Annotated in this window: 21 protein-coding genes and 1 pseudogene; 12 read left to right on the forward strand and 10 right to left on the reverse strand. The window is 62.6% G+C overall.

Annotation, left to right across the window (positions count from 1 at the left end; genetic code table 11):
• Positions 1-3: 3 nt before the first annotated feature.
• Both C7I36_RS08785 and C7I36_RS08790 read right to left on the reverse strand, forming a co-directional pair.
• The gene (locus C7I36_RS08785) at positions 4-1,302 is read right to left on the reverse strand and encodes a TRAP transporter large permease (protein WP_106453343.1); all 1,299 of its coding nucleotides are present in this window, start codon (positions 1,300-1,302) and stop codon (positions 4-6) included.
• Positions 1,295-1,852, reverse strand: coding sequence for a TRAP transporter small permease (locus C7I36_RS08790; RefSeq protein ID WP_106453344.1), 558 nt, complete (start codon positions 1,850-1,852; stop codon positions 1,295-1,297). Before C7I36_RS08790 ends, C7I36_RS08785 begins: the two co-directional genes overlap by 8 nt.
• Before the next feature lie 162 nt (positions 1,853-2,014).
• Between C7I36_RS08790 and C7I36_RS08795 the strand changes: the two genes are divergently transcribed.
• Entirely contained in the window at positions 2,015-2,959 is a 945-nt protein-coding gene (locus C7I36_RS08795; RefSeq protein ID WP_106453345.1) for a LysR substrate-binding domain-containing protein, read from the forward strand.
• Here the strand turns inward: C7I36_RS08795 and C7I36_RS08800 are convergent.
• The 4 genes and pseudogenes from C7I36_RS08800 to hslR form a co-directional block, all read right to left on the reverse strand.
• Positions 2,952-3,089: pseudogene (locus C7I36_RS08800) on the reverse strand (Lrp/AsnC family transcriptional regulator); the annotation flags it as partial. The gene C7I36_RS08795 and the pseudogene C7I36_RS08800 overlap by 8 nt on opposite strands.
• A 576-nt stretch (positions 3,090-3,665) precedes the next feature.
• Positions 3,666-5,279 carry a phosphoenolpyruvate carboxykinase (ATP) gene (gene pckA / locus C7I36_RS08805; RefSeq protein ID WP_106453346.1) on the reverse strand — a complete coding sequence of 538 codons (1,614 nt, stop codon included), beginning with the start codon at positions 5,277-5,279 and terminating at the stop codon, positions 3,666-3,668.
• Positions 5,280-5,561: 282 nt separating this feature from the next.
• Positions 5,562-6,428, reverse strand: coding sequence for an Hsp33 family molecular chaperone HslO (gene hslO, locus C7I36_RS08810; protein WP_106453347.1), 867 nt, complete (start codon positions 6,426-6,428; stop codon positions 5,562-5,564).
• 20 nt (positions 6,429-6,448) lie between these two features.
• Complete coding sequence (gene hslR / locus C7I36_RS08815) at positions 6,449-6,841, reverse strand: ribosome-associated heat shock protein Hsp15 (protein WP_106453348.1); 393 nt, start codon at positions 6,839-6,841, stop codon at positions 6,449-6,451.
• Positions 6,842-7,000: 159 nt separating this feature from the next.
• On the opposite strand from hslR, the gene nudE reads away from it, so the two are divergent.
• Positions 7,001-7,561 (forward strand): ADP compounds hydrolase NudE, encoded by a 561-nt coding sequence (gene nudE / locus C7I36_RS08820; protein WP_106453349.1) that lies wholly within the window; start codon positions 7,001-7,003, stop codon positions 7,559-7,561.
• 2 nt (positions 7,562-7,563) lie between these two features.
• The gene (gene cysQ / locus C7I36_RS08825) at positions 7,564-8,379 is read left to right on the forward strand and encodes a 3'(2'),5'-bisphosphate nucleotidase CysQ (RefSeq protein ID WP_106453350.1); all 816 of its coding nucleotides are present in this window, start codon (positions 7,564-7,566) and stop codon (positions 8,377-8,379) included.
• Positions 8,380-8,544: 165 nt separating this feature from the next.
• Here the strand turns inward: cysQ and metJ are convergent, their stop codons facing one another.
• On the reverse strand, positions 8,545-8,871 hold the full coding sequence (gene metJ / locus C7I36_RS08830; protein ID WP_106453351.1) for a met regulon transcriptional regulator MetJ: 327 nt from the start codon (positions 8,869-8,871) through the stop codon (positions 8,545-8,547).
• A gap of 177 nt (positions 8,872-9,048) precedes the next feature.
• Between metJ and metB the strand changes: the two genes are divergently transcribed.
• From metB to C7I36_RS08875, 9 genes are all read left to right on the forward strand, one after another.
• A complete protein-coding gene (metB, locus tag C7I36_RS08835) occupies positions 9,049-10,209 on the forward strand; it encodes a cystathionine gamma-synthase (protein ID WP_106453352.1) in 1,161 nt (386 codons plus the stop codon).
• Complete coding sequence (gene metL / locus C7I36_RS08840; protein WP_425445041.1) at positions 10,188-12,647, forward strand: bifunctional aspartate kinase/homoserine dehydrogenase II; 2,460 nt, start codon at positions 10,188-10,190, stop codon at positions 12,645-12,647. Before metB ends, metL begins: the two co-directional genes overlap by 22 nt.
• A gap of 329 nt (positions 12,648-12,976) precedes the next feature.
• Complete coding sequence (gene ltnD / locus C7I36_RS08845; RefSeq protein ID WP_106453354.1) at positions 12,977-13,876, forward strand: L-threonate dehydrogenase; 900 nt, start codon at positions 12,977-12,979, stop codon at positions 13,874-13,876.
• Positions 13,877-15,142: a 3-oxo-tetronate kinase gene (gene otnK / locus C7I36_RS08850; protein WP_106453355.1), complete on the forward strand. Its 1,266-nt coding sequence runs from the start codon at positions 13,877-13,879 to the stop codon at positions 15,140-15,142.
• On the forward strand, positions 15,135-15,776 hold the full coding sequence (gene otnC, locus C7I36_RS08855) for a 3-oxo-tetronate 4-phosphate decarboxylase (RefSeq protein WP_106453356.1): 642 nt from the start codon (positions 15,135-15,137) through the stop codon (positions 15,774-15,776). Before otnK ends, otnC begins: the two co-directional genes overlap by 8 nt.
• Before the next feature lie 10 nt (positions 15,777-15,786).
• Complete coding sequence (gene otnI / locus C7I36_RS08860) at positions 15,787-16,572, forward strand: 2-oxo-tetronate isomerase (RefSeq protein ID WP_106453357.1); 786 nt, start codon at positions 15,787-15,789, stop codon at positions 16,570-16,572.
• Positions 16,573-16,575: 3 nt separating this feature from the next.
• A complete protein-coding gene (locus C7I36_RS08865; protein ID WP_106453358.1) occupies positions 16,576-17,355 on the forward strand; it encodes a DeoR/GlpR family DNA-binding transcription regulator in 780 nt (259 codons plus the stop codon).
• 64 nt (positions 17,356-17,419) lie between these two features.
• Positions 17,420-18,382, forward strand: coding sequence for a D-erythronate dehydrogenase (gene denD, locus C7I36_RS08870; RefSeq protein ID WP_106453359.1), 963 nt, complete (start codon positions 17,420-17,422; stop codon positions 18,380-18,382).
• Positions 18,379-19,770 (forward strand): GntP family permease, encoded by a 1,392-nt coding sequence (locus tag C7I36_RS08875; RefSeq protein WP_106453360.1) that lies wholly within the window; start codon positions 18,379-18,381, stop codon positions 19,768-19,770. Before denD ends, C7I36_RS08875 begins: the two co-directional genes overlap by 4 nt.
• 132 nt (positions 19,771-19,902) lie before the next feature.
• On the opposite strand, the gene C7I36_RS08880 is transcribed toward C7I36_RS08875, so the two are convergent.
• From C7I36_RS08880 to ybaK, 3 genes are all read right to left on the reverse strand, one after another.
• On the reverse strand, positions 19,903-20,340 hold the full coding sequence (locus tag C7I36_RS08880) for a host attachment protein (RefSeq protein WP_219899627.1): 438 nt from the start codon (positions 20,338-20,340) through the stop codon (positions 19,903-19,905).
• 153 nt (positions 20,341-20,493) lie between these two features.
• Positions 20,494-20,745, reverse strand: a complete 252-nt coding sequence (locus C7I36_RS08885; RefSeq protein ID WP_106453362.1) for a GlsB/YeaQ/YmgE family stress response membrane protein — start codon at positions 20,743-20,745, stop codon at positions 20,494-20,496.
• Between the two features lie 174 nt (positions 20,746-20,919).
• Positions 20,920-21,387 carry a Cys-tRNA(Pro) deacylase gene (gene ybaK / locus C7I36_RS08890; protein WP_106453363.1) on the reverse strand — a complete coding sequence of 156 codons (468 nt, stop codon included), beginning with the start codon at positions 21,385-21,387 and terminating at the stop codon, positions 20,920-20,922.
• Positions 21,388-21,543: the final 156 nt, after the last annotated feature.

The raw sequence follows: 21,543 nt of genomic DNA on the forward strand, positions 1-21,543 counted from the left end.
GGGTTAATAGCCAAACAGGGCTGGAATATATTCGGACAGATCGGGCCATACCGAGACCAGAACCACGACCGGCAGATAGCCGAACAGAAGCAGGATCATGGCTGGCTTTATTACTTGGGTGAACGGCACTTTGCCGATTCGAGCCCCCATGTAGAGGATGCTGGCATAGGGGGGCGTTACACCGCCCATGGCAGTATTGACGCCCATGATGGCTGCAAACTGTACCGGGCTGACGCCCAGCGCCGACATCAGAGGCAGAAGCAACGGAGCAGTCAGGATGATGGCGGTTACATCATTTACTACCATGCCGATCAGGAACAGGAGCAGGTTGACCATGATCAGCAGCACTACTTTGTCGGTGGTGATTTCAAAAATAGCGTCCACCAGGGCTTGGGGAATGTCTTCCATTACGTAAATCTGGCTGAGCATCAGGCTGAACAGCACCATGATTAGAATGGCCCCCACCGCTGTGGCAGACTCCTTGCCTGACTCGACGAAGTTGCGCCAGGTAAGCCCCTTGTAAATTAAGAAACCCACCGGAATGGCATAGATGACGGCAATGGCAGCGGCCTCGGTCGGGGTCATGATGCCACCGTAGATGCCTCCCAAGATGATGACCGGCATCAGCAGGGCTGGCAGGGCATGTACGGTGCGGGACGCGCCTTCGCGGATCACCTCGTTAAAGGGCTTGGGATCGTCCAGTATCAGCGGAAACTTGCGTGCCATAATCAAGTTGACTAGAGCGAAGTTGAGCATGATCAGCAAGCCTGGCCCGAGAGTGGCGAGAAAACTCGCCAGAATCGACGTCTCGGTAACCCAGCCATACACGATCATGGTAACGCTGGGTGGGATCAGCAGGCCCAGGATGGACGAGTTGGCAATCAGTGCGGTGGCATAAGCACGAGGATAGCCCTGGCGCTCCATTTCTGGGATAAGCAGAGGACCAATCGCCGCGATACCAGTCAGACCACTACCTGAAATGGCGCCGATAATGGCACAACTGAATGACGCTACTACCCCAAGTCCTCCACGAATGCGACCGACAAACAGGTTCACAAATTTGAGCAAGCTACCGGCGATGCCGCTGACGCTCATCAAGGTGCCGGCAAAGACAAACAGCGGTACGGCCAGCAGCACTGGGGTGGCTAGCTGGTTAAATCCCCACAGCATGGTGCCTTTCATGGTGGCGTCCCCGACCAGGGTCATGACCATCAAGCCAGCACCGAAGCAGTAGGGTAACGGCACGCCGATGGTGAGCAGGATCACCAACACGGCAAAAGCCAGAATTGCAACTTCAACCATGGAATTTTTCTCCTTTCTGTTCTTCCGTGAGCAGACGGAATTCAGTGACCTCTGCCGGTTCGGTAATGGTATCGACCGGGCGTGCTTCACCACCGGCTGTCAGGGTGCGCAGATGTTTCAGCAGGTGCCAGCCGGTATAGAGAGTCATGATCACCAGTCCCAGCAGTAAGGCGGACTCATAGATGATGGTAGGAATGTAGAGGGTCGGGCTTTCTTTCCAGACTCGTTTGGCATACTTGAAGTAATCCCAGGCCCACCAGGTCAGCCAGCTCGAGATAGCCAGGCTGATGGTTTCGGCGATTACAAACAGCCAATGGCGTGCCTTATCTGTTTTGAGGAAAACCTCTAGCACATTGGCCCTGATCTGGGTGTCTTCCCGAGAAGCATTGACAGCTCCCAGTATGTACAACCACATGGTGGGGATCAGGGCCATTTCCTCCAGTCCCATCATGGGGGTTTCGAACACGTAACGCGAAATTACCTGCACTGCCTGAAAACCGGCAACCGTGGTAATCAACAGTGTCAGCGTGTATCTGAATACCGTTTCCATATCCTTGTCCTTATTCGGTTAATCTGCAGAAATCGGCGATGGACACCCTTTCTGTCTGTTGTTCATTTTGCATTCACAATAAAATAACAACAAATCGTTTTTTATAGATTTTGTATAACACAATGTTATCCTAAGAGATTGGCAGTATTCAGGGACAGAACCATGACCAAGTTAAGCTATCGGCAGGTGGAAGCCTTTCGGGCAGTGATGATCGCCGGGACCACTACGGGGGCGGCGGAGTTGCTATACATTTCGCAACCGGCGGTGAGCCGGCTACTTAATGACTTTGAAGCGACGGTTAATGTCAAACTGTTCGAACGGCATCATAAGCGACTGGCGCCTACACCAGAGGCGTTGTTACTGTTCGAGGAGGTGGAGCGTTCTTTCATCGGTATCGATAGACTGGCAACCATGGCAGAAGAGCTGCGCGATTTTCAGCGCGGTAGTCTTAAGGTAGCGGCCATGCCAGCCATTGCCCTTGGTTTTTTGCCACGGGTGATGCAGAAATTTAGCGATTCACATCAGGGCGTTAGCCATACCTTACAGGTTCGTAGCTCCCAGCAAGTGGCCGATTGGATAGCGACCCAGCATTTTGATGTGGGTATTGGAGCTATCAATGTGGTGGATCCAGCGTTATCGGTAGAGGTTCTGGGTGAAGCTGCGTTGGTCTGTGCTTTGCCTGCCCGTCACCCGTTAGCCAAAAAGGCCGTTATCGTGCCAGAAGATCTGCGTGACCAGCCTTTTATCTCACTGGGGCCGGAGCAGAGTGTGCGTTACAAGGTGGATGAGGCCTTTGAGCAGGCTAGAGTCAGCCGCCAGTTGGTATTTGATACCCAGCTATCTCATGTAGCCTGTTCGTTTGTGGATGCAGGGGCGGGGGTGGCGCTGGTTGACCCTATAACAGCGCTGCATTTTCCGTCTGCGAATCTGGTGTTCCGGCCCTTTGAACCTTGGATTTCATTTTCATACCATCTGCTTTTCCCTGCCTCCCGGCCCCGCTCTCGCATCACTCAGGAATTTAGTCAGTTACTGAGAAGTGAATTGGCATTGCTTACCGAGCAATCCAGCGGACTGCTCAGACTCAAGGATATGCTTAACACGCCTTGACCCGGCGCGAGCAGGGTGAGGGCGACAGGCCGACCCGTTCGGCCAGCTCCAGGTTGCTGATGCGGCCGTGGCGCAGCATCAGCTCCAGAATGCGCCGGTCGGTGCGATCCAATTGGATAGGGTTGCTCAAGATAATCCACCTTATGCAATGATTAATATTAATTTAGTTTATACGGGGTCAATGATTGCTTAAAGAGACGTTTAGTATGCGATCTTTGCAACCACTCGCCCCGGGTTAAGGGGTAAGATGGCTTCACCTTCTGGGAACAGCAGGCCGACACCCTCGGACCCTGCCGCGAACCGGGCACACCACCCCGGCCAGCGCCACCAGCGCCGTTTGCCTTATCGGGCACCGGGCGTGGAGCCGGAGCCACAAGCTCCGGGCGAAAGGAAGGCAAGGCGGCCAGCGGCCGGCAGTAAAAGAGCGCCCCGAGCGCTCTTTTTGCGTTTATGGCCGGCACAAAAAAGCCCCGGCGCTGGCCGGGGCTTCAGTTTGAGTGACAAAATTCATTACCCGCTATGTCGACGGGGCTTTCCCTTTATCACTGCCATTTCATCATCGTCATCTCCGCGAAGGCGGAGATCCACGACATACGGCATTGGACTCCCGCCTTCGCGGGAGTGACCACAGAGAAATTCGCAGCTTTGTCCGCAGCGTGAAGCCCCGGCGCTGGCCGGGGCTTTATGAGTTACCGCGTGGTTCCGCTTACAGCTGCGGGCCGGCGGCCACCAGGGCCTTGCCCTCGGCGGTGTCGGTGAACTTCTCGAAGTTGTTCACGAAGCGCTGGGCCAGATCCCGGGCCTTGGCGTCCCACTGGGCCGGCTCGGCATAGGTGTTGCGCGGATCCAGGATGGAGACGTCGTCCACGCCCTGCAGCTCGGTGGGGATGGCCACGTTGAAGTAGGGCAGGGTCACGAAATCGGCGTTCTCGATGGAGCCGTCGAGGATGGCGTTGATGATGGCACGGGTCGCCTTGATGGAGATCCGCTTGCCGGTACCGTTCCAGCCGGTGTTCACCAGGTAGGCCTCGGCGCCCACGGCGTCCATGCGCTTGGCCAGCACCTCGGCGTACTGGGTCGGGTGCAGGCTCAGGAAGGCCGCGCCGAAGCAGCTGGAGAAGGTCGGGGTGGGCTCGGTGATGCCGCGCTCGGTGCCGGCCAGCTTGGCGGTGAAGCCGGACAGGAAGTGATACTGTGCCTGGTCACGGGTCAGCTTGCTCACCGGCGGCAGCACGCCGAAGGCGTCGGCGGTGAGGAAGATCACCTTCTTGGCGTGACCGGCCTTGGACACCGGCTTGACGATGTTGTCGATGTGGTGGATGGGGTAGGAAACCCGGGTGTTCTCGGTTTTGCTGCCATCGTCGAAATCGATGGTGCCGTCGTCCAGCACGGTCACGTTCTCGAGCAGGGCGTCGCGGCGGATGGCGGCATAGATCTCGGGCTCGTTTTCCTGGCTCAGGTTGATGGTCTTGGCGTAGCAGCCGCCCTCGAAGTTGAACACGCCGTCGTCGTCCCAGCCGTGCTCGTCGTCACCGATCAGCTGGCGGTTGGGGTCGGTGGAGAGGGTGGTCTTGCCGGTGCCGGACAGGCCGAAGAAGATGGCCACGTCGCCGTCCTGGCCCACGTTGGCGGAGCAGTGCATGGAGGCGATGCCCTTGAGCGGCAGCAGGTAGTTCATCATGGAGAACATGCCTTTCTTCATCTCGCCGCCGTACCAGGTGCCGCCGATCAACTGCATGCGCTCGGTCAGGTTGAAGGCCACGAAGTTTTCGCTGTTCAGGCCCTGCTCCTGCCAGTCGGGGTTGGTACACTTGGCGCCGTTCATCACCACGAAGTCGGGCTCGAAGCCCTGCAGCTCTTCCTCGGTGGGGCGGATGAACATGTTCTTCACGAAGTGGGCCTGCCAGGCGACCTCGGTGATAAAGCGCACGGACAGGCGGGTGTCCGGGTTGGCGCCGCAGAAGGTATCGACCACGAACAGCCGCTTGCCGGACAGCTGTTGGGTCACCAGGCCCTTGAGGTGGGCCCAGGTATCGGGGCTCATGGGCTTGTTGTCGTTCTTGCCCTGGTCGGCCCACCACACGGTGTCGCGGGTCACATCGTCGCGCACTATGTATTTGTCTTTCGGAGAGCGGCCGGTAAAGATGCCGGTGTCCACCGCAACGGCGCCCAGATGGGTAACCACGCCCTTCTCAAAGCCGGACAAATCGGCACGGGTTTCTTCTTCGAACAACTGCTCGTAGGAGGGGTTGTAAAGGATCTCGGTTACGTCGGTAATACCGTATTGGGAAAGGCCTAATTGTTGCGCCTTGGACGTCATTGTTATCTCCTGGGTACAGAGGGGTTGGGTGTTTCGTTATTAGTGTTGTTTTAGAGCAAAAGAATATCAGTAATCGGCGGCTATTTAGGGGATCAGCTTCAAAATTTGCAATTTTGCGCGACGAATTAAGCCCGGGGCCGTGAAAATACGGCTTTATATGCAACCATCATGTTAATGGTTTGTTTTTTATTTAGTGCTTTCAAGGAGTTGGAGCCGGATAAGGAAGGTCCGTGGCGGAGGCGGGAAAAGAAAAGGGACCGGCGTTGCCGGTCCCGCGCCGGCTCAGTGCAGGGTGTGGCCGTTGAACAAATCCTGCAGTTCGCTGCTGTCAAAACGGTAATGCCGGCCGCAATAATCGCAGTGCATTTCAATGTTGCCGTGTTCGCGCAGAATATCGAAGGCCTCGTCCCGGCCAATCTGCAATAGCGCCTGTTCGCATTTTTCCTGGGAGCAGGTGCACTGGAAACGAACCAGTTGGGGGTCGAACACCCGCACCGCTTCCTGGTTGTAGAGCCGGTACAGTACCTCGTGGGCGTCCAGGTGCAGGATTTCCTCCGCCTTGATGGTATCGGTGAGGGTCTCGAGGTGGGCGAAATCCTGTTCCTGATCGGCGTTGCCGGCAGGCAGTGCCTGCAGCAGCAGGCCGGCGGCGGCCTGCTGTCCGGCGTGCGGCTCGGTGAACAGCCAGATGCGGGTGGCCAGCTGTTCCGACTGGGCAAAGTAGTTTTCCAGGCTCCTGGCCAGGGAATCGGCGTCCAGCTCCACTATGCCCTGGTAGCGCTCGCCCTCGTCGGGGGTGATGGTGATGGCCAGGTAGCCCTTGCCCACCAGATCCGCCAGCCTGGCGCTGTCGGGCAAGGGGCCTTCCCAGCGGGCCACGCCGCGCAGCTGTTGCAGGTGGTCGCCGTTGACCACCGCCAGTTTCACCGGGCCGTCGCCCTGCAACTGTACCGTGATGTGTCCCTCGAACTTGAGGGTGGCGGTGAGCAGGCTGGTGGCGGTGAGCAGTTCGCCCAGCAGCCGCTGGACCGGCGCCGGATAGGCCTGGGCTTCCAGCATCTGGCGAAAGCTCTGCTGTAGTTGTACCAGTTCGCCACGGACCTGGTAGTTGTCGAACAGATAGCGGTGGAGTTGATCGGGTTTGTTCATAAGGGATCCTGTGAAGGCGACTAGTCGCCCTGTTTGATTTTTAGCAGGGTGCGCCGCTCCTTTTTGTCCGGGCGGCGCTCTGGGCTGGGTGCGAACTGGGTATTGAGCTTGCGGGCCTCGGCGTTCTGCTCCCGCTTGCGCAGGCTGTCCGGGGTTTCCCGGTACAATTGCTGGGCGATCTCCGCCTTGCTCCGCTGCTCGGACAGCGCCAGCACCACCACTTCCTTCTCGTCGTGGCCCTGGCGCAGGCGGATGGTGGCCCCCACTTCCATCATCTTGCTGGGCTTGGTGCGCTGGCCGTTGTAGTGCACCTTGCCACCCTCAATCATGGCGCGAGCCAGGCCGCGGGTTTTGTAGAAACGGGCGGCCCACAGCCACTTGTCCAGGCGGACGGCGTGATTTTCTCCGTTCATTGCGCTCGCTCACACGAAAACAGGGGCATGATTATACCAGATGGCCGGGGCTCTGGAGTATAAAGGACAGATCTCTGCCGCTGTCATCACGTTGCGGCAGACGTTGGCCGGCAGTTGCGATAACCTCGGGGCAAGGCGAGCCAGAAGACGGGACAGGGCATGACGGATCACGACAAACAAAAACCCCAGATACTGCACACCGAGCTGGTGGCCGAGAGCCGCCTGTTCAAGGTGGAATCGGTGCACCTCAGGTTCAGCAACGGCGTGGAACGGGTCTATGAGCGTATGCGCAGCGGCGGCCGGGGGGCGGTGATGCTGGTGCCCATGCTGGACGACGACACCCTGTTGTTGATCCGCGAATACTCCGCCGGCACCCACAGCTATGAGCTGGGTTTTCCCAAGGGGCTGATCGATCCGGGAGAAACCGCCCTGGAGGCGGGCAATCGCGAATTGATGGAGGAAGTGGGCTACGGCGCCCGCCAGCTTATCCCGCTCAAGCAGGTCAGCCTGGCACCCGGCTACTTTGGTAGTCGCATGGATATTTTATTGGCACGGGACCTGTATCCCGAACAGCGGGAAGGGGACGAGCCGGAGCCGCTGGACGTGGTGCCCTGGCCGCTCGATAAACTGGACGAGCTGTTGTCCAGGCCCGATTTTTCCGAAGCCAGGAGCATTTGCGGCTTGCTGCTGCTGCAGGCCTGGCTCAGTCACGAGGAATAGCCATGGACATAGAAGCCTTATTGCCCGGCGTGAAGGCGGCGGCCCGAGAGGCGGGTCGGCGTATCCTGACCCTGTACGACAGCGGCCGTTACCAGGCCGAGCGCAAGGACGACGACAGCCCGGTGACCAGCGCCGACCTGGCGGCCCATGCCTATCTTGACAAAGCACTGCGCGAACTGGCCGATGTGCCCGTGCTTTCTGAAGAGGGCGGCGATATTCCCTTGTCCGAACGGCGGAGCTGGCCGCGCTACTGGCTGGTGGATCCGCTCGACGGTACCCAGGAATTCATTGCCGGCAGCGGCGATTTTTCCACCATGATCGCCCTGATCGAGGGCGGCCGCCCGGTATTGGGCATGGTCTACGCCCCGGTGGCGGATCTGATGTATTACGCGGTGCGCGGCCAGGGCGCCTTCAAGGAAGCCGGAGGCCGGGTGGTACGCATCCACGCCCGCCACCACGATCCCGCCTGTCCGCCAAACCGGTTGCGTATCGCCATCAGCCGGCGGCAAAACGTGGACTGGGTGCGTTCCCGGCTGAGCGACGCGCTGGAATACCAGTTGCTGCCGCTGGGATCGAGTTCGCTCAAGTCCTGCCTGGTGGCCGAAGGGGCGGCGGATCTTTACATGCGCATCGGGCCCACCGGCGAGTGGGATACGGGGGCGACCCAGTGCATCGTGGAGGAGGCGGGAGGAAAACTGCTGGATTTGGGCCTGGGACGGCTCAGCTATAACCGGCGCGACAGCCTGATCAACCCCAACTTCATCACCCTGGGCGACGAAAGCCTGCCCTGGCAGGAGATATTAAAGTGTGAAGCCTGAAGCGAACCGAGAGCCGTCAGCCATACACTGTCGGCTGGCGGTGGTGGTGTGAGTGAACCCCGAGCTGTGCCTGCGAATGACACATGAATAGGCAGGCACGATTCAGGAGCCTCAATCAGCCGGGGATGGCTTCAAGCTTCCAGCCGACCGCTTCCAGCTTTGGTTTCAGTCGTCCTGCTCGAAATCTTCGATTTCAATGCCCAGCGCCGTCATGATGTCCCGGGCCCGGGCGGGGATCTGGTCGGGGACATCCTTGCGCAGGTCGTCGTCCTGGGGCAGGGGCTGGCCGGTGTAGGCATGCAGGAATGCCTCGCACAACAGCTCGCTGTTGGTGGCGTGGCGCAGGTTGTTGACCTGGCGGCGGGTGCGCTCGTCGGTGAGGATTTTCAGGACCTTGAGCGGGATGGAGACGGTGATTTTCTTGACCTGCTCGCTTTTCTTGCCGTGCTCGGCGTAAGGGCTGATGTAATCGCCGTTCCATTCAGTTTTCATTATTCACCTGCGTCAGGGTTAAAAATCCGGAACGAATTGTAACCCCTACCTTTTTTATTGGCAATCCAACAGCAAAGCCTTGCAGACGTCCAGAAGGCTTGACGGCTTTTTTGCGCTGGGTTACTGTGCGCCTTCTGCAAACACCCCATTGATCCTGCCATGTGCAAAGGAGAGGACATGCCTGACTACCAGACCCAGACTTATGCCGTTCGGACCGGTATCGACACCGATACCCAGCATGGTGCCGTGGTGCCGCCTTTGTACCTGACCAGTACCTATACCTTTGCCGACTACAACCAGCCGCGCCAGTTCGATTACACCCGTTCCGGCAACCCGACCCGGCAGACCCTGCTGGAAGCCCTCACCCGGCTGGAAGGCGGCGCCGGGGCCGCAGTCACCTCCACCGGCATGGGCGTCATCAACCTGATCGTCACCTCCCAGCTCGAACCCGGGGATTTGCTGCTGGCGCCCCACGATTGCTACGGCGGAACCCAGCGGCTGTTCAACTCCCTGGCGAAAAAGGGGCATTTCCACCTGGAGTATGTCGATCAGACCTGCCCTCAGGCCCTGGCCGAGGCCCTGGCGCGGCAGCCGCGCATGCTGTGGATTGAATCCCCGTCCAATCCCCTGCTGCGGGTGGTGGACATTGCCGCCCTCTGTGCCGCGGCGAAAGACATCGGTGCCCTCTCGGTGGTGGACAACACCTTCCTGTCGCCGGTGCTGCAGCAGCCGCTGGCGCTGGGTGCCGACCTGGCGGTGCACTCCACCACCAAATACATCAACGGCCATTCCGACGTGCTGGGCGGGGCCGTGGTGGCCGCCGACGCCGACCTGGCAGAGCAGTTGCGCTGGTGGGCCAACTGCCTGGGGCTGACCGGCTCCGCCTTCGACAGCTACCTGACCCTGCGCGGCCTGCGCACCCTGGGTGTGCGCATGCGCCAGCACTGCGAAAACGCCGAGGCCCTGGTGGCCTTCCTGCAGGAGCGGCCCGAGGTCAAGGCGGTGTATCATCCCAGCCTGCCCGGCAACCCCGGCCATGAAGTTGCGGCCCGCCAGCAGAGCGGCTTCGGTGCCATGCTCAGCTTCGAACTGGATGCCGACGAGGCCGGCCTGCGCGCTTTTCTGCAGCAGTTGCAATTGTTCTCCCTGGCCGAGTCCCTGGGCGGGGTGGAGAGCCTGATCGCCCACCCGGCAACCATGACCCATGCGGCCATGACCGAGGAGGCGCGCCTCGCCGCCGGCATCAGCAATCAGTTGCTGCGGGTGTCGGTCGGCATAGAAGACATCGGGGATTTGATCCACGACCTGGAAAACGCATTCAAGGTGCTCAGCAAGTAATGACCCAATTCCAGCCCGACGCCGGCGCCCAGCGACCGGTGCACAAGTTTGGCGGCAGCAGCCTGGCCGATGCCGCCTGTTTTCACCGGGTGGCCGGCATCATCCACAACCTGCACCAGCCCGATGCCCTCATAGTGGTGTCGGCGCCGGGCAAGACCACCAACCGGCTGATCGAACTGCTCAGCCTGTTTGCCAGCGGCGACAGCGCGGCCCCCGAAGCGCTGGAAGGGTTGCATGACTTTCAGCGCAACCTGATTGCCACCACCCTGGCGCCGGACCAGGCCGAGCCCCTGCTGGCCGCCCTCGAGGACGACATCCAGACCATCGCCCGGGTGCTGGAGCAAAGCCGGCTGGGCGACTTCCAGCGCAACCTGATCCAGTCCTTCGGCGAGGTCTGGTCCTCGCGCCTGCTGGCCCGGCTGCTGTCCTGCCAGGGACTGGCCGCCGACAGCCTGGATGCCCGCCGCTTCCTGCTGGTGGCCGGTACGCCGGTGCAGGTGGACGAGGCCGAATCCCGTCGCCGGCTGGGCGAGATTCTGGCCGAGCACCCGGCGCGGATACAGGTGGTGACCGGCTTTATCGCCGCCGATGCCGAGGGCCGCACCCGGTTGCTGGGGCGTAATGGCTCCGATTTCAGCGCCACCCTGCTGGCGGCATTGGCCGACAGCTCCCATTGCACCATCTGGAGTGATGTGCCCGGGGTGTTCAGCGCCGATCCGCGGCGGGTGAAGGAAGCCCGGCTGCTGACCCGGCTGTCGCTGCCGGAAGCCGCAGAACTGGCCCGGCTGGGCTCGCCGGTGCTGCACAGCCGAACCCTGGGCCCGGTGGCCGCCAGCCGCCAGCAACTGATGCTGCGCTGCAGCTATCACCCGGACGACGGCCATACCCGCATTTCCCGCCAGTCGCGACGGGAGGCGGGGGGGCGCATCGTCACCTCGGTGGACGACGCCGTGCTGCTGGAAATGACCATTCCCGCCCGCTACCAGGATAGGGTGGATGCCCTCACCGACTGGCTGACCCGGCGCGAGCTGGCGCCCCTGGCCTGCAAGCGCCGGCCCGAGCGGCGCCTGTGGCAAATTGCCTATACCCGCGAGCAGGCCGAACAGGCCTTTGCCCTGCTCAAGGATCACCAGCCCGCCGGCGGTTTCGAGGGGCTGCAGCTGCGCGAAGGCTTCTCCCTGGTGGCCCTGGTAGGCAAGGAGGTTACCGCCCAGGCCGAGCAGTGCCTGCAGTTTTACCATGCCCTCAATGAGCAGCCCCTGGAGTTTATCCAGCCGGCCAAAAACGGCCTCAGCCTGGTGGGGGTGGTGCGCAAAATGGTGCTGGAGCCCCTGCTGCTGCGCCTGCACCAGAGCCTGTTCAGCCGGCCGAAGCGGGTGGGCCTGGTGCTGTTTGGTCGGGGCAACATCGGCCAGGCCTGGCTCAGGTTGTACCGGGAGCAGAAGCCGCGGCTGGAGCGGGAGCTGAACCTGCACCTCAGCCTGTACGGGGTGTTCGATTCCCGGGGGGCCATGCTGTCCAGCCAGGGACTGGAGGTGGACCAGGTGTTGGCCGATTTCCAGCCCAGGTCCGTGGTCTGGCCCGACTGGCTGGAGGATCTGGAGGAGCACGGCTTCGACAGCCTGGTGGCGCTGGATCTGACCGCCTCCGAGTCGCTGGTGCAGTATTACCCGGCGCTGGTGCAGCAACATATCCATCTGATTGCCGCCAACAAGCAGGCGGGGGCGGCGGAGCAGGAGTACTACCTGAAGCTCAGGCAGACCCTGGCCGAGCACAGGGTGCAGTTTCTCAGCAACGCCACCGTCGGCGCCGGCCTGCCGGTGCAGACCAGCGTGCGTCAGCTGCAGCAGTCCGGCGAGCAGATCCGTACCCTGAGCGGCATTTTTTCGGGCACCCTGAGCTGGCTGTTCCAGCATTACGACGGCAGCCAGCCCTTTTCCGAACTGGTGCTGCAGGCCTGGCAGCAGGGCCTGACCGAGCCGGATCCGAGGCAGGATCTGAGCGGTGAGGACGTCAAGCGCAAGCTGGTGATCCTGGCGCGGGAAGCAGGTTTCGACCTGGATCCGGCCAACGTCCGGGTCAGCAACCTGGTGCCCGAGTCCCTGGCGGCACTGGACAGGGAGCGCTTCTTCGACCGGCTGGCCGAGCTGGATCAGCCCCTGGCCGAGGCCCTGGCCCTGGCCCGGGCCCGGGAAGAGGGTGGGGTATTGCGCCATGTGGCCCGCTTCGATGCCCAGCGCCATGAGGCCGGCGTGGGGCTGGAGGTGTTGGGGCCCGAGCATCCCTTTGCCCACCTGCGGCCCGGCGATAACATCTTCGCCATCGAAACCCAGCACTATCGTCAGAATCCCCTGGTGATCCAGGGTCCCGGCGCCGGCCGGGAGGTGACTGCCGCCGCCGTGCAGGCGGACTTGTGGCAGTTGCTGGCCGGCCTCTGACCCCGACCGGGCTCCCTTATCGGGGAGCCCGGCCTGTTCCCATTTCCCACCCCATTCCGCTTCTTTCACAACCTGATGTTAACCTTTTATATCAATGGTATAGATGTTATTAGCCGTATTTTTGATCGATTTATAGTGATCTTGATCACAACATTTTGAACATGCTTATGTGAATAAATGTTATGTGGCATCTTAAATAAATCTATTTATTTTCAATGTATTAGCTATTTCTGATGATTCTGCTTTTTGTGAGGTCCCGACATTAACTGTGACGATATGTGGTCAATAATGTATTCATCACAATAGTTCACAGCTTGGGAGTAACACAGATGAGCGCACTTTCCCGTATTGGCCTGGTCGGCCTCGGCTCCATGGGTATGGGCATGGCCCAGTCCCTGATCCGCGCCGGCTTCGATACCTATGGTTTTGACCTGAACCCGGACGCCTGCGCTCGTCTGGCCGAGGCCGGCGCCGCCGGCACCGGCCCCTCGGCGCTGCCCTATGCGGACCGGCTCGACGCCCTGATGCTGGTGGTGGTCAACGGCGCCCAGGTGGAGGCGGTGCTGTTCGGCGAGCAGGGCCTGGCCCAGGCGCTGCGCCCGGGCAGCCTGGTGATCGTGTGCAGCACCCTGGCTGCTACCCAGACCCAATCCATCCACCGCCGCCTGGCCGAGCTGGGCCTGGAAATGATAGACGCGCCCATCTCCGGCGGCGCCGTCAAGGCCGCCGACGGCAAGCTGTCGGTGATGGCCTCGGGCAAGCCCGAGCTGTTCGAGCAGGCCCGTGGGCTGTTCGACGCCGTGGCCGAAAAACTCTATGTGGTCGGGCCCGACATCGGCCAGGGCAGCACCGTCAAGACCATCCACCAGCTGCTGGCCGGGGTGCACATCGCCGCCGCCGCCGAGGCCATGGCCATGGCCGCCAAGGCGGAGATCCCGCTGGAGCTGATGTTCGAGGTGGTCACCCACAGCGCCGGCAATTCCTGGATGTTCGAGAACCGGGTGCCGCACATCCTGGACGGGGACTATGCGCCGCGCTCCAGCGTCGACATCTTCGTCAAGGACCTGGGCATAGTGCTGGACACCGCTCACCAGATGAAATTCCCGCTGCCGCTGGCCTCCGCCGCCCACCAGATGTTCCTGGCCGCCAGCAACGAGGGCTACGGCCGTGAAGACGACGCCGCCGTGGTCAAAACCTTCAAGGGCATCCGCCTGCCGGAGGGCAAGTAAATGACGCAACGTCTGGGTGTTATCGCCGACGACTTTACCGGCGCCACCGATATCGCCGGCTTTATGGTGGAAAACGGCTGGCGCGTGACCCAGCTGATCGGCCACGGCCCCGCCCAGGTGCCGGCGGACGTGGACGCCGTGGTCATCTCCCTGAAGAGCCGCTCCTGCGCGGTGGAGCAGGCGGTGGCCGACTCCCTGGCGGCGCTGGCGCGGCTGCAGGAGCTGGGTTGCAATCGCTTCTTCTTCAAGTACTGCTCCACCTTCGACTCCACCGCCGAGGGCAATATCGGCCCGGTGACCGACGCTTTGCTCGAGGCGCTGGACCAGAACTTTACCGTGATCTGCCCGGCGCTGCCGGTGAACGGCCGCACCGTCTGCCACGGCAACCTGTTCGTGAACGGGGTGCCGCTCAACGAGTCCGGTATGAAGGATCACCCGGTGACCCCCATGACAGACGCCAACCTGCAGCGGCTGATGGCCGCCCAGGCCCGGGGCCAGGTGGGGCTGGTGGACTATCATGCCGTGCTGGCCGGCCCGGCGGCGGTCCGTGCCCGGCTTGAGGAGCTGAAGGCCAATAGTGTGAACTACGCGGTGCTGGACACCCTGACCATGGCCGATCTGCCGGTGCTGGGCGAAGCGCTGAGCGAGCTGAAGCTGGTTACCGGCGGCTCCGGCCTGGGCGCGGGCCTGGCTCGCTTCGCTACCGGCGGCCAGGGCGCCGCCCTGGCCCGGGAGCTGGGTGCACCGGTGGCCGGCGGCCGTGCCGTGGTGCTGTCCGGCTCCTGCTCCCAGATGACCAACGCCCAGGTGGCGGCCTACCAACAGAAGGCGCCGCACCGGCTGGTGGAGGTAGCCCGCTGCATTGAGGCGCCCGCCGCCTACGCCGCCGAGCTGGCCGACTGGGTTGCGGCCCAGGACAGCGCCCCGGCGCCCATGCTGTACGCCACCCAGCCCGCGGCCGAGCTTTCCCGCATCCAGGCCCAGTATGGCGCGGCCAGGGCCAGCGAGGCGGTGGAAGGGGTGTTCGCCGCCGTGGCCGCCCGCCTGGCGGGCGAAGGCTTCAGCAAGTTTATCGTGGCCGGCGGTGAGACCTCCGGCATCGTCACCCAGGCGCTGGCGGTGACCGGCTTCCATATCGGCCCGCAGATTGCCCCGGGCGTGCCCTGGGTGCGGGCCCTCGACAAGCCGTTGTCCCTGGCACTCAAGTCGGGCAACTTCGGCGACGAGCATTTCTTCAGCAACGCCCAGGAGTTTTTCCATGACTGAATTTTCCCTGCGCCTGGAAATGGTGAAGATCGCCAAATCCATGTTCGAGCGCGGCTACAGCAGCGGCGGGGCGGGCAACCTCAGCCTCAAGCTGCCCGACGGCAACCTGCTGGCCACCCCCACCAATACCAGCTTCGGCGACCTGGATCCGGACCGCCTGAGCAAGGTGGACCCGGACGGCAACCACCTGGACGGCGACAAGCCCTCCAAGGAAGTGCTGATGCACATCGCCATGTACCGCCAGCGGCCCCAGGCCGGCGGCATAGTGCACCTGCACTCGCCCTACCTGACCGCCCTGTCCTGCGTAGACGGGTTGGATCCGGCCAACTGCCTGCCGCCCATCACCCCCTATTACGTGATGCGGGTGGGCAAGCTGCCGCTGATCCCCTACTTCCGCCCCGGCAGCCCGCGCATCGCCGAGGAAGTGGAAAAGCTGGCCGCCGGCCATGGCTCGGTGCTGCTGGCCAACCACGGCCCGGTGATCAGCGGCAAGAGCCTGCGCGAGGCCATGTTCAACGCCGAGGAGCTGGAAGAGACCGCCCGGCTGTATTTCATTCTGCGCAACGGCCCCATGCGCACCCTGACCGACGATCAGGTGGCGGAGCTGGAGCAGGTTTTCAAAGGCAAGATGTAAGGAGCGGACCATGGCCCGATTTGCAGCCAACCTGTCGATGATGTTTACCGAAGTGCCCTTTATGGCGCGCTTCCAGGCCGCCCGCGCCGCCGGCTTTCGCGCGGTGGAATACCTGTTTCCCTACGCCGAGGACAAGGACGCCATCGCCGCCGAGCTCAAGGCCCAGGATCTTACCCAGGCGCTGTTCAACATGCCCCCCGGCGACTGGGAGGCGGGCGAGCGCGGCCTGGCCTCGCTGCCCGGGCGGGAGGCGGAATTCCGCGCCGGCGTGGCCACCGCCCTGGCCTATGCCGAGGCGCTGGGCTGCACCCAGCTGCACGCCATGGCCGGCCTGTGCCAGCCCGGGCTGAGCCGCGAGCAGCAGCAGGCCACCTATGTGGACAATATCCGCTACGCGGCGGACCAGGCGGCCCAAAAGGGTGTTCTGGTGCTGCTTGAACCCATCAACAGCCGCGACATGCCCGGCTACTTCCTCTCCACCCAGGTACAGGCCGAGGCGCTGCTGGCCGAGATCGACCGGCCCAACGTCAAGATCCAGCTCGATCTCTACCACTGCCAGATCATGGAAGGGGATCTCACCCGCACCATCGACCGGCTGTGGGGCAAGTTCAGCCATATCCAGATAGCCTCGGTGCCCGATCGCCACGAGCCGGACCAGGGCGAGGTCAACTACCCCTGGCTGTTCGACTACCTGGACGCCAAGGGCTACGACGGCTTCCTGGGCTGCGAATACCGTCCGCGCGGCAACACCGAGGCGGGCCTGGGCTGGTTCGCCCCCTGGGCGGACAAGGAGTAAGCCATGATCCCCGCCGAACGCCGCGACTACATCTACCGCTACGTGCACGAGCGCAACATGGTGTCCATCAACGAGCTGGCCGCCGAGCTGGACGTGTCGCACATGACGGTGCGCCGGGATATCCAGCAGCTGGAGGCCGAGGGCAAGGTGGTGTCGGTAAGCGGCGGGGTCAGGCTCAATGACGCGGTCAAGCAGGAGCTGGCCTACAGCGAAAAGGCCAGCATCCACCATAACAGCAAGGTCGCCATCGGCCTGGCGGCGGCGGAACTGGTGGAGGACGGCCAGGTGATCTACCTGGACGCCGGCACCACCACCTTCGAGGTGGCCAGGGGCATCGCCCGCAAGGCCAACCTGACGGTGGTGACCAACGACTTCACCATCGCCAATTACCTGATGCAGTACCCCCAGCTCACCCTGTTCCACACCGGTGGCCTGGTGGACGTGCGCAACCGCTCCTGCGTGGGCCAGGCGGCGGCGGCCCTGCTCGCCAGCCTGAACCTGGATCTGGCCTTTATCAGCTCCAGCTCCTGGGAGCTGGAACGGGGCATGTCGACCCCCACCGAGAACAAGGTGATGGTCAAGCAGGCGCTGCTGAAGGTGGCCCGGCGCCGGGTACTGGTGAGCGACAGCAGCAAGTACGGCAAGTACGGCATGTTCCGCATCTGCCCGTTGCAGGCGCTGACCGACATCATCAGCGATGACGGCCTGGCGGAAGAGACGGCGGAACAGCTGCGCGGCCAGGGCCTGCAGGTCCGGCTGGTGGCGCGGCAAGGCTCGGCATGAACACGATTATGACAAACCAACCTCTGTAGCTTATCGGGTGCCCTCGAGCACCGAGGAGAATCAAATGAATATCATCATTACCGGTGGTGCGGGCTTCCTCGGCCAGCGCCTGGCCAAGGCCTTGCTGCAACAGCAGCAGATTGCCTTCGACCGCCTGACCCTGGCGGATGTCATCGTCCCCACCTCGCCGCTGGCGGACGAGCGGGTGCACTGCGTGCAGGCCGACCTGGGCGACCAGGCCGCGGTGCAGGCGCTGGTGACCCCGGACACCGGCCTGATCTATCACCTGGCAGCCATCGTCAGCAGCCATGCCGAGGCCGACTTCGACCTGGGCGTGCGGGTCAACATCGACGCCACCCGCTACCTGCTGGAAGCCGCCCGCCACCAGGCGCCCGGCTGCCGTTTCGTGTTCTCCAGCTCGCTGGCGGTATTCGGCGGCGAGCTGCCGGAGGTGATCCAGGACCACACCGCGGTCTGCCCCCAGTCGTCCTACGGCATGGAAAAATCCGTGGGCGAGCTGCTGGTCAACGACTATGCCCGCAAGGGCTTCGTCGACGGCCGGGTGCTGCGCCTGCCCACCATCAGCGTGCGCCCGGGCAAGCCCAACAAGGCGGCCTCGTCCTTTGCCAGCGGCATTATCCGCGAGCCGCTGCAGGGCGAGGAAAGCGTCTGCCCGGTGGCCCTGAGCCTGCCCATGTGGCTGTCGTCCCCGGCGACCGTGGTGGAGAACTTCGTGCGCGCCGCCCAGGTGCCCGCCGAGGCCTTCGGCGCCAGCCGCACCGTCAACCTGCCGGGCATCACCGTCACCGTGCAGGAAATGATCGACGCCCTGCGCCGGGTCGCCGGCGACCCGGTGTGTGACCGCATCCGTTATGAAGAAGATGAGGCGGTATCGCGCATCGTGGCCAGCTGGCCCGGCCGTTTCAACATTAGCCGTGCCCAGGGGTTGGGCTTTGTACAGGACGCCGACTTCGACAGCGTGATCCGCCGTTTTATTGCCGATGATATGGAAGGAACCAAGCAATGACAGACGCAAGTTCAATGGCCCCGGTGATCGGCCTCGCCGTCGCCGTGGTGGTACTGATTTTCCTGGTGGTGAAAACCCGGGTGCACGCGCTGATCGCCATGCTGGCGGCGGCCAGCATTGCCGGCGCCCTGGGCGGCATGGCCGCCGGTGATATCGTCAACGTGATCACCAAGGGCTTTGGCGGCACCCTCGGCAGCATAGGTATCGTGATCGGCCTCGGCGTGATGATGGGCCGCATCCTGGAAGTGTCCGGCGCCGCCGAGCAGATTGCCTACAGCTTTATCAAGTGGCTGGGCAAGAAGAAGGAAGAGTGGGCCATGGCCATCACCGGCTACATAGTGTCTATTCCCATCTTCGTGGACTCCGCCTTCGTCATCCTCTATCCCATCGCCAAGGCGCTGGCCAAAAAGGGCAACCGCAACCTGCTGACCGTGGGCGTGGCCCTGGCCGGCGGCCTGGTGGTGACCCACCATACTGTGCCGCCTACCCCGGGCCCCCTGGGCGTGGCCGGTCTGTTCGGCGTGGACGTGGGCGCCATGCTGCTCACCGGCCTGGTGCTGGCGCTGCCCTGCGTGGTGGTGATCGTGCTTTATGCCCAGTGGCTGGCCAAGAAGTACCCGGACTTCCAGGCGCCGACCGTGCAGGACAGCCCCGAGCTGGAAGATACCTACAACCAGTACCTGGCCGCCAAGGAAGGCAAGCAACTGCCCAGCCTGTTCCTGTCGCTGCTGCCGATCACCGCGCCCATAGTGCTGATTTTCATCAACACCCTGTTCGGTACCCTGGGCAAGCTGGAAGGCTTTGAAGGCCTGGCCGACAATGGCCTGGTGCAGCTGTTTACCTACCTGGGCCATCCGGTGATCGCCCTGTCCATCTCGGTGCTGCTGGCGGTGTACACCCTGGTGCCGAAGATGAACAAGCACGACACCATGGAGCGGCTGGAGGAAGGCCTGCAAAGCGCCGGCATCATCCTGCTGGTCACCGGTGCCGGTGGAGCCCTGGGTGCGGTGCTGCGCGAATCCGGCGCCGGTGCCATGCTGGGCGAGCAGATCGCCGGCCTGCCGCTGCCGCCGGTGCTGATCCCCTTTATCGTCTCCACCCTGGTGCGGCTGATCCAGGGCTCGGGCACCGTGGCCATGGTGACCGCGGCCTCCATTTCGGCGCCCATCCTGGCTACCATTCCCGGCGTGAACATGCTGGTGGCGGCCCAGGCGGCGACCATGGGCTCGCTGTTCTTCGGTTATTTCAACGACAGCCTGTTCTGGGTGGTCAACCGCATGATGGGCATCAAGGACGTGAAGCAGCAGATCATCGTCTGGTCCATCCCCACCACCCTGGCCTGGGCTACCGGCCTGGTTGGCGTGCTGATCCTCAACGCCGTGCTGTAAGCGGCCGGGAGCCGACCGAGGGGAGCGAGTGGCCGTTGCCGGCCGCTTGAACCCTCTTCGTTGAAAGAAAAAAATCCGATGACGCCTCGTCATCGGATTTTTTGTGTTTCTGGCCTAGGGTGGCGCGCAGGCTCAATGGTGCAGGAGCCGTTTTTCAATTTCGTACACCGGCATCTTGACCAGATCCTTGTCCAGCTCGGCACGGATCGCATTTTTCAGCGTTTCCGAATAGGCCGAGCGCAGCATGCCGAGGGCGCGAGGCGGGGCGACCATGATCACCGACCGGGTCTTGTCGGCACCGAGGACGTCGTCCAGATGCCGGACGAGACGGGTCAGGAACTCCTGCTCGGCCTGATCGTGCCAGTCGGTCTGCTCGAAGGTGGTGCGGATGTGGCCCGCGGCATGGCTGCGGCCTGGGGCATCGGTGCCGAGTTCGCGCGTCGGCTGGGCCTTCTGTTCGAACACCTCTATGGTCTTGAGGTTGGGCGATTTGGCGTCGCCGTCATTCTGCAGCACCAGCGCCTTGGCGCCATCGCACACCACTACCCACTCATTCTCTAGAATAGACAACCCGGACATACAACAGCCTCCATGGAGATACCATGGTATCTCTGAGGATAGCAGCGGCGCTATTGCCTTGCGCGGGCGCCCGGTGGCCGATGCACCGGCGCCGGACCACGGCGATAACGCCGACCCTGGGTGCAGGGGACATCTGTTTTCTTTCTAGGATTTCTTAAGGAGGCGATAGGCAAACAGCAGTATGATAGCGCCGATGACGGCGGTAAAGAGGCTGCCCAGGTTGAAGCCGGTGACCGAGCCAAAACCCAGCCGGGTGCCGACCCAACCTCCGACGAAGGCGCCGGCAATGCCCAGCAGCGTGGTCATGATGAAACCGCCGCCGTCGCGGCCGGGCATAATGAATTTGGCCAGAAAACCCGCGATCAGGCCGAACACAATCCAACTCAGGATCCCCATACTCAGCTCCTCGTTATCTGTGGTGTTCAGACAGCATAGCCCAGCCTGGCATGGAGGGAGCCATTCAAGTCGGTTGCTGCGTCAACTCCGGTCCGGTGGCGGGAACGCCGTCCCGTGGTTGTCCCATTGCCAGGGGGCGGGGCGTGTCAGTATCAGGAAGGACCTGGGTGGATGTCAGTCGTGCTCGGCGATGTCGGCGATACGGGCCTGGAGCAGGCCGGCGATAACCTCGGCGGCCAGTCCCACCGACAGGCCGCGCTTGCCGCCGGAGACCAGGACGCTGTCGTGCTCCAGGGCGGAAGCGTCGAGCACGGTAGGCAGCCGCTTTTTCTGGGCGAATGGGCTGATGCCGCCGACCTTATAGCCGGTGAGCCGCTCGGCCTTCTGGGGCGGCATCATGTCCAGCTTTTTTACCCCGGCGGCCTTGGCCAGCCGCTTGAGGTTGACCTTGCCCGACGAGGGAACCAGCGCCACCACGGCGCCCTGCTCGCCTTCGGTGAGCAGGGTTTTGAACACCCGGGCCGGTGGCACCCCCAACTGGCCGGCGGCGTGGGCGCCAAAGTCGTCCTGGGCGGTGCAGTCGTACTGATGCAGGGTAAAGATGGCCTTGTGCTGTTCCAGAAATCGTATGGCGGGCGTCATGGGCAGTCCGGTCAGTTTGTAAAAGAAGAATTATGCAGGGGACGATGCGTTGAGGGAATGGCAATGACCGGATTCCGCATGCTGCTTAGCGGAACCCGGTCGCTGCCGGTAGAGATCTACCACTCGGAACAGTTATTTAGCATTCTGAACGGTTCA

Source organism: Zobellella taiwanensis (assembly GCF_003012795.1).
GTDB classification, from domain to species: domain Bacteria; phylum Pseudomonadota; class Gammaproteobacteria; order Enterobacterales; family Aeromonadaceae; genus Oceanimonas; species Oceanimonas taiwanensis.

Excerpts from the sequence above, each read along its gene's own strand:
- C7I36_RS08785 (WP_106453343.1), bottom strand. The coding sequence starts at position 1,302 with ATGGTTGAAGTTGCAATTCTGGCTTTTGCCGTGTTGGTGATCCTGCTC.
- C7I36_RS08790 (WP_106453344.1), bottom strand. The coding sequence starts at position 1,852 with ATGGAAACGGTATTCAGATACACGCTGACACTGTTGATTACCACGGTT.
- C7I36_RS08795 (WP_106453345.1), top strand. The coding sequence starts at position 2,015 with ATGACCAAGTTAAGCTATCGGCAGGTGGAAGCCTTTCGGGCAGTGATG.
- pckA (WP_106453346.1), bottom strand. The coding sequence starts at position 5,279 with ATGACGTCCAAGGCGCAACAATTAGGCCTTTCCCAATACGGTATTACC.
- hslO (WP_106453347.1), bottom strand. The coding sequence starts at position 6,428 with ATGAACAAACCCGATCAACTCCACCGCTATCTGTTCGACAACTACCAG.
- hslR (WP_106453348.1), bottom strand. The coding sequence starts at position 6,841 with ATGAACGGAGAAAATCACGCCGTCCGCCTGGACAAGTGGCTGTGGGCC.
- nudE (WP_106453349.1), top strand. The coding sequence starts at position 7,001 with ATGACGGATCACGACAAACAAAAACCCCAGATACTGCACACCGAGCTG.
- cysQ (WP_106453350.1), top strand. The coding sequence starts at position 7,564 with ATGGACATAGAAGCCTTATTGCCCGGCGTGAAGGCGGCGGCCCGAGAG.
- metJ (WP_106453351.1), bottom strand. The coding sequence starts at position 8,871 with ATGAAAACTGAATGGAACGGCGATTACATCAGCCCTTACGCCGAGCAC.
- metB (WP_106453352.1), top strand. The coding sequence starts at position 9,049 with ATGCCTGACTACCAGACCCAGACTTATGCCGTTCGGACCGGTATCGAC.
- ltnD (WP_106453354.1), top strand. The coding sequence starts at position 12,977 with ATGAGCGCACTTTCCCGTATTGGCCTGGTCGGCCTCGGCTCCATGGGT.
- otnK (WP_106453355.1), top strand. The coding sequence starts at position 13,877 with ATGACGCAACGTCTGGGTGTTATCGCCGACGACTTTACCGGCGCCACC.
- otnC (WP_106453356.1), top strand. The coding sequence starts at position 15,135 with ATGACTGAATTTTCCCTGCGCCTGGAAATGGTGAAGATCGCCAAATCC.
- otnI (WP_106453357.1), top strand. The coding sequence starts at position 15,787 with ATGGCCCGATTTGCAGCCAACCTGTCGATGATGTTTACCGAAGTGCCC.
- C7I36_RS08865 (WP_106453358.1), top strand. The coding sequence starts at position 16,576 with ATGATCCCCGCCGAACGCCGCGACTACATCTACCGCTACGTGCACGAG.
- denD (WP_106453359.1), top strand. The coding sequence starts at position 17,420 with ATGAATATCATCATTACCGGTGGTGCGGGCTTCCTCGGCCAGCGCCTG.
- C7I36_RS08875 (WP_106453360.1), top strand. The coding sequence starts at position 18,379 with ATGACAGACGCAAGTTCAATGGCCCCGGTGATCGGCCTCGCCGTCGCC.
- C7I36_RS08885 (WP_106453362.1), bottom strand. The coding sequence starts at position 20,745 with ATGGGGATCCTGAGTTGGATTGTGTTCGGCCTGATCGCGGGTTTTCTG.
- ybaK (WP_106453363.1), bottom strand. The coding sequence starts at position 21,387 with ATGACGCCCGCCATACGATTTCTGGAACAGCACAAGGCCATCTTTACC.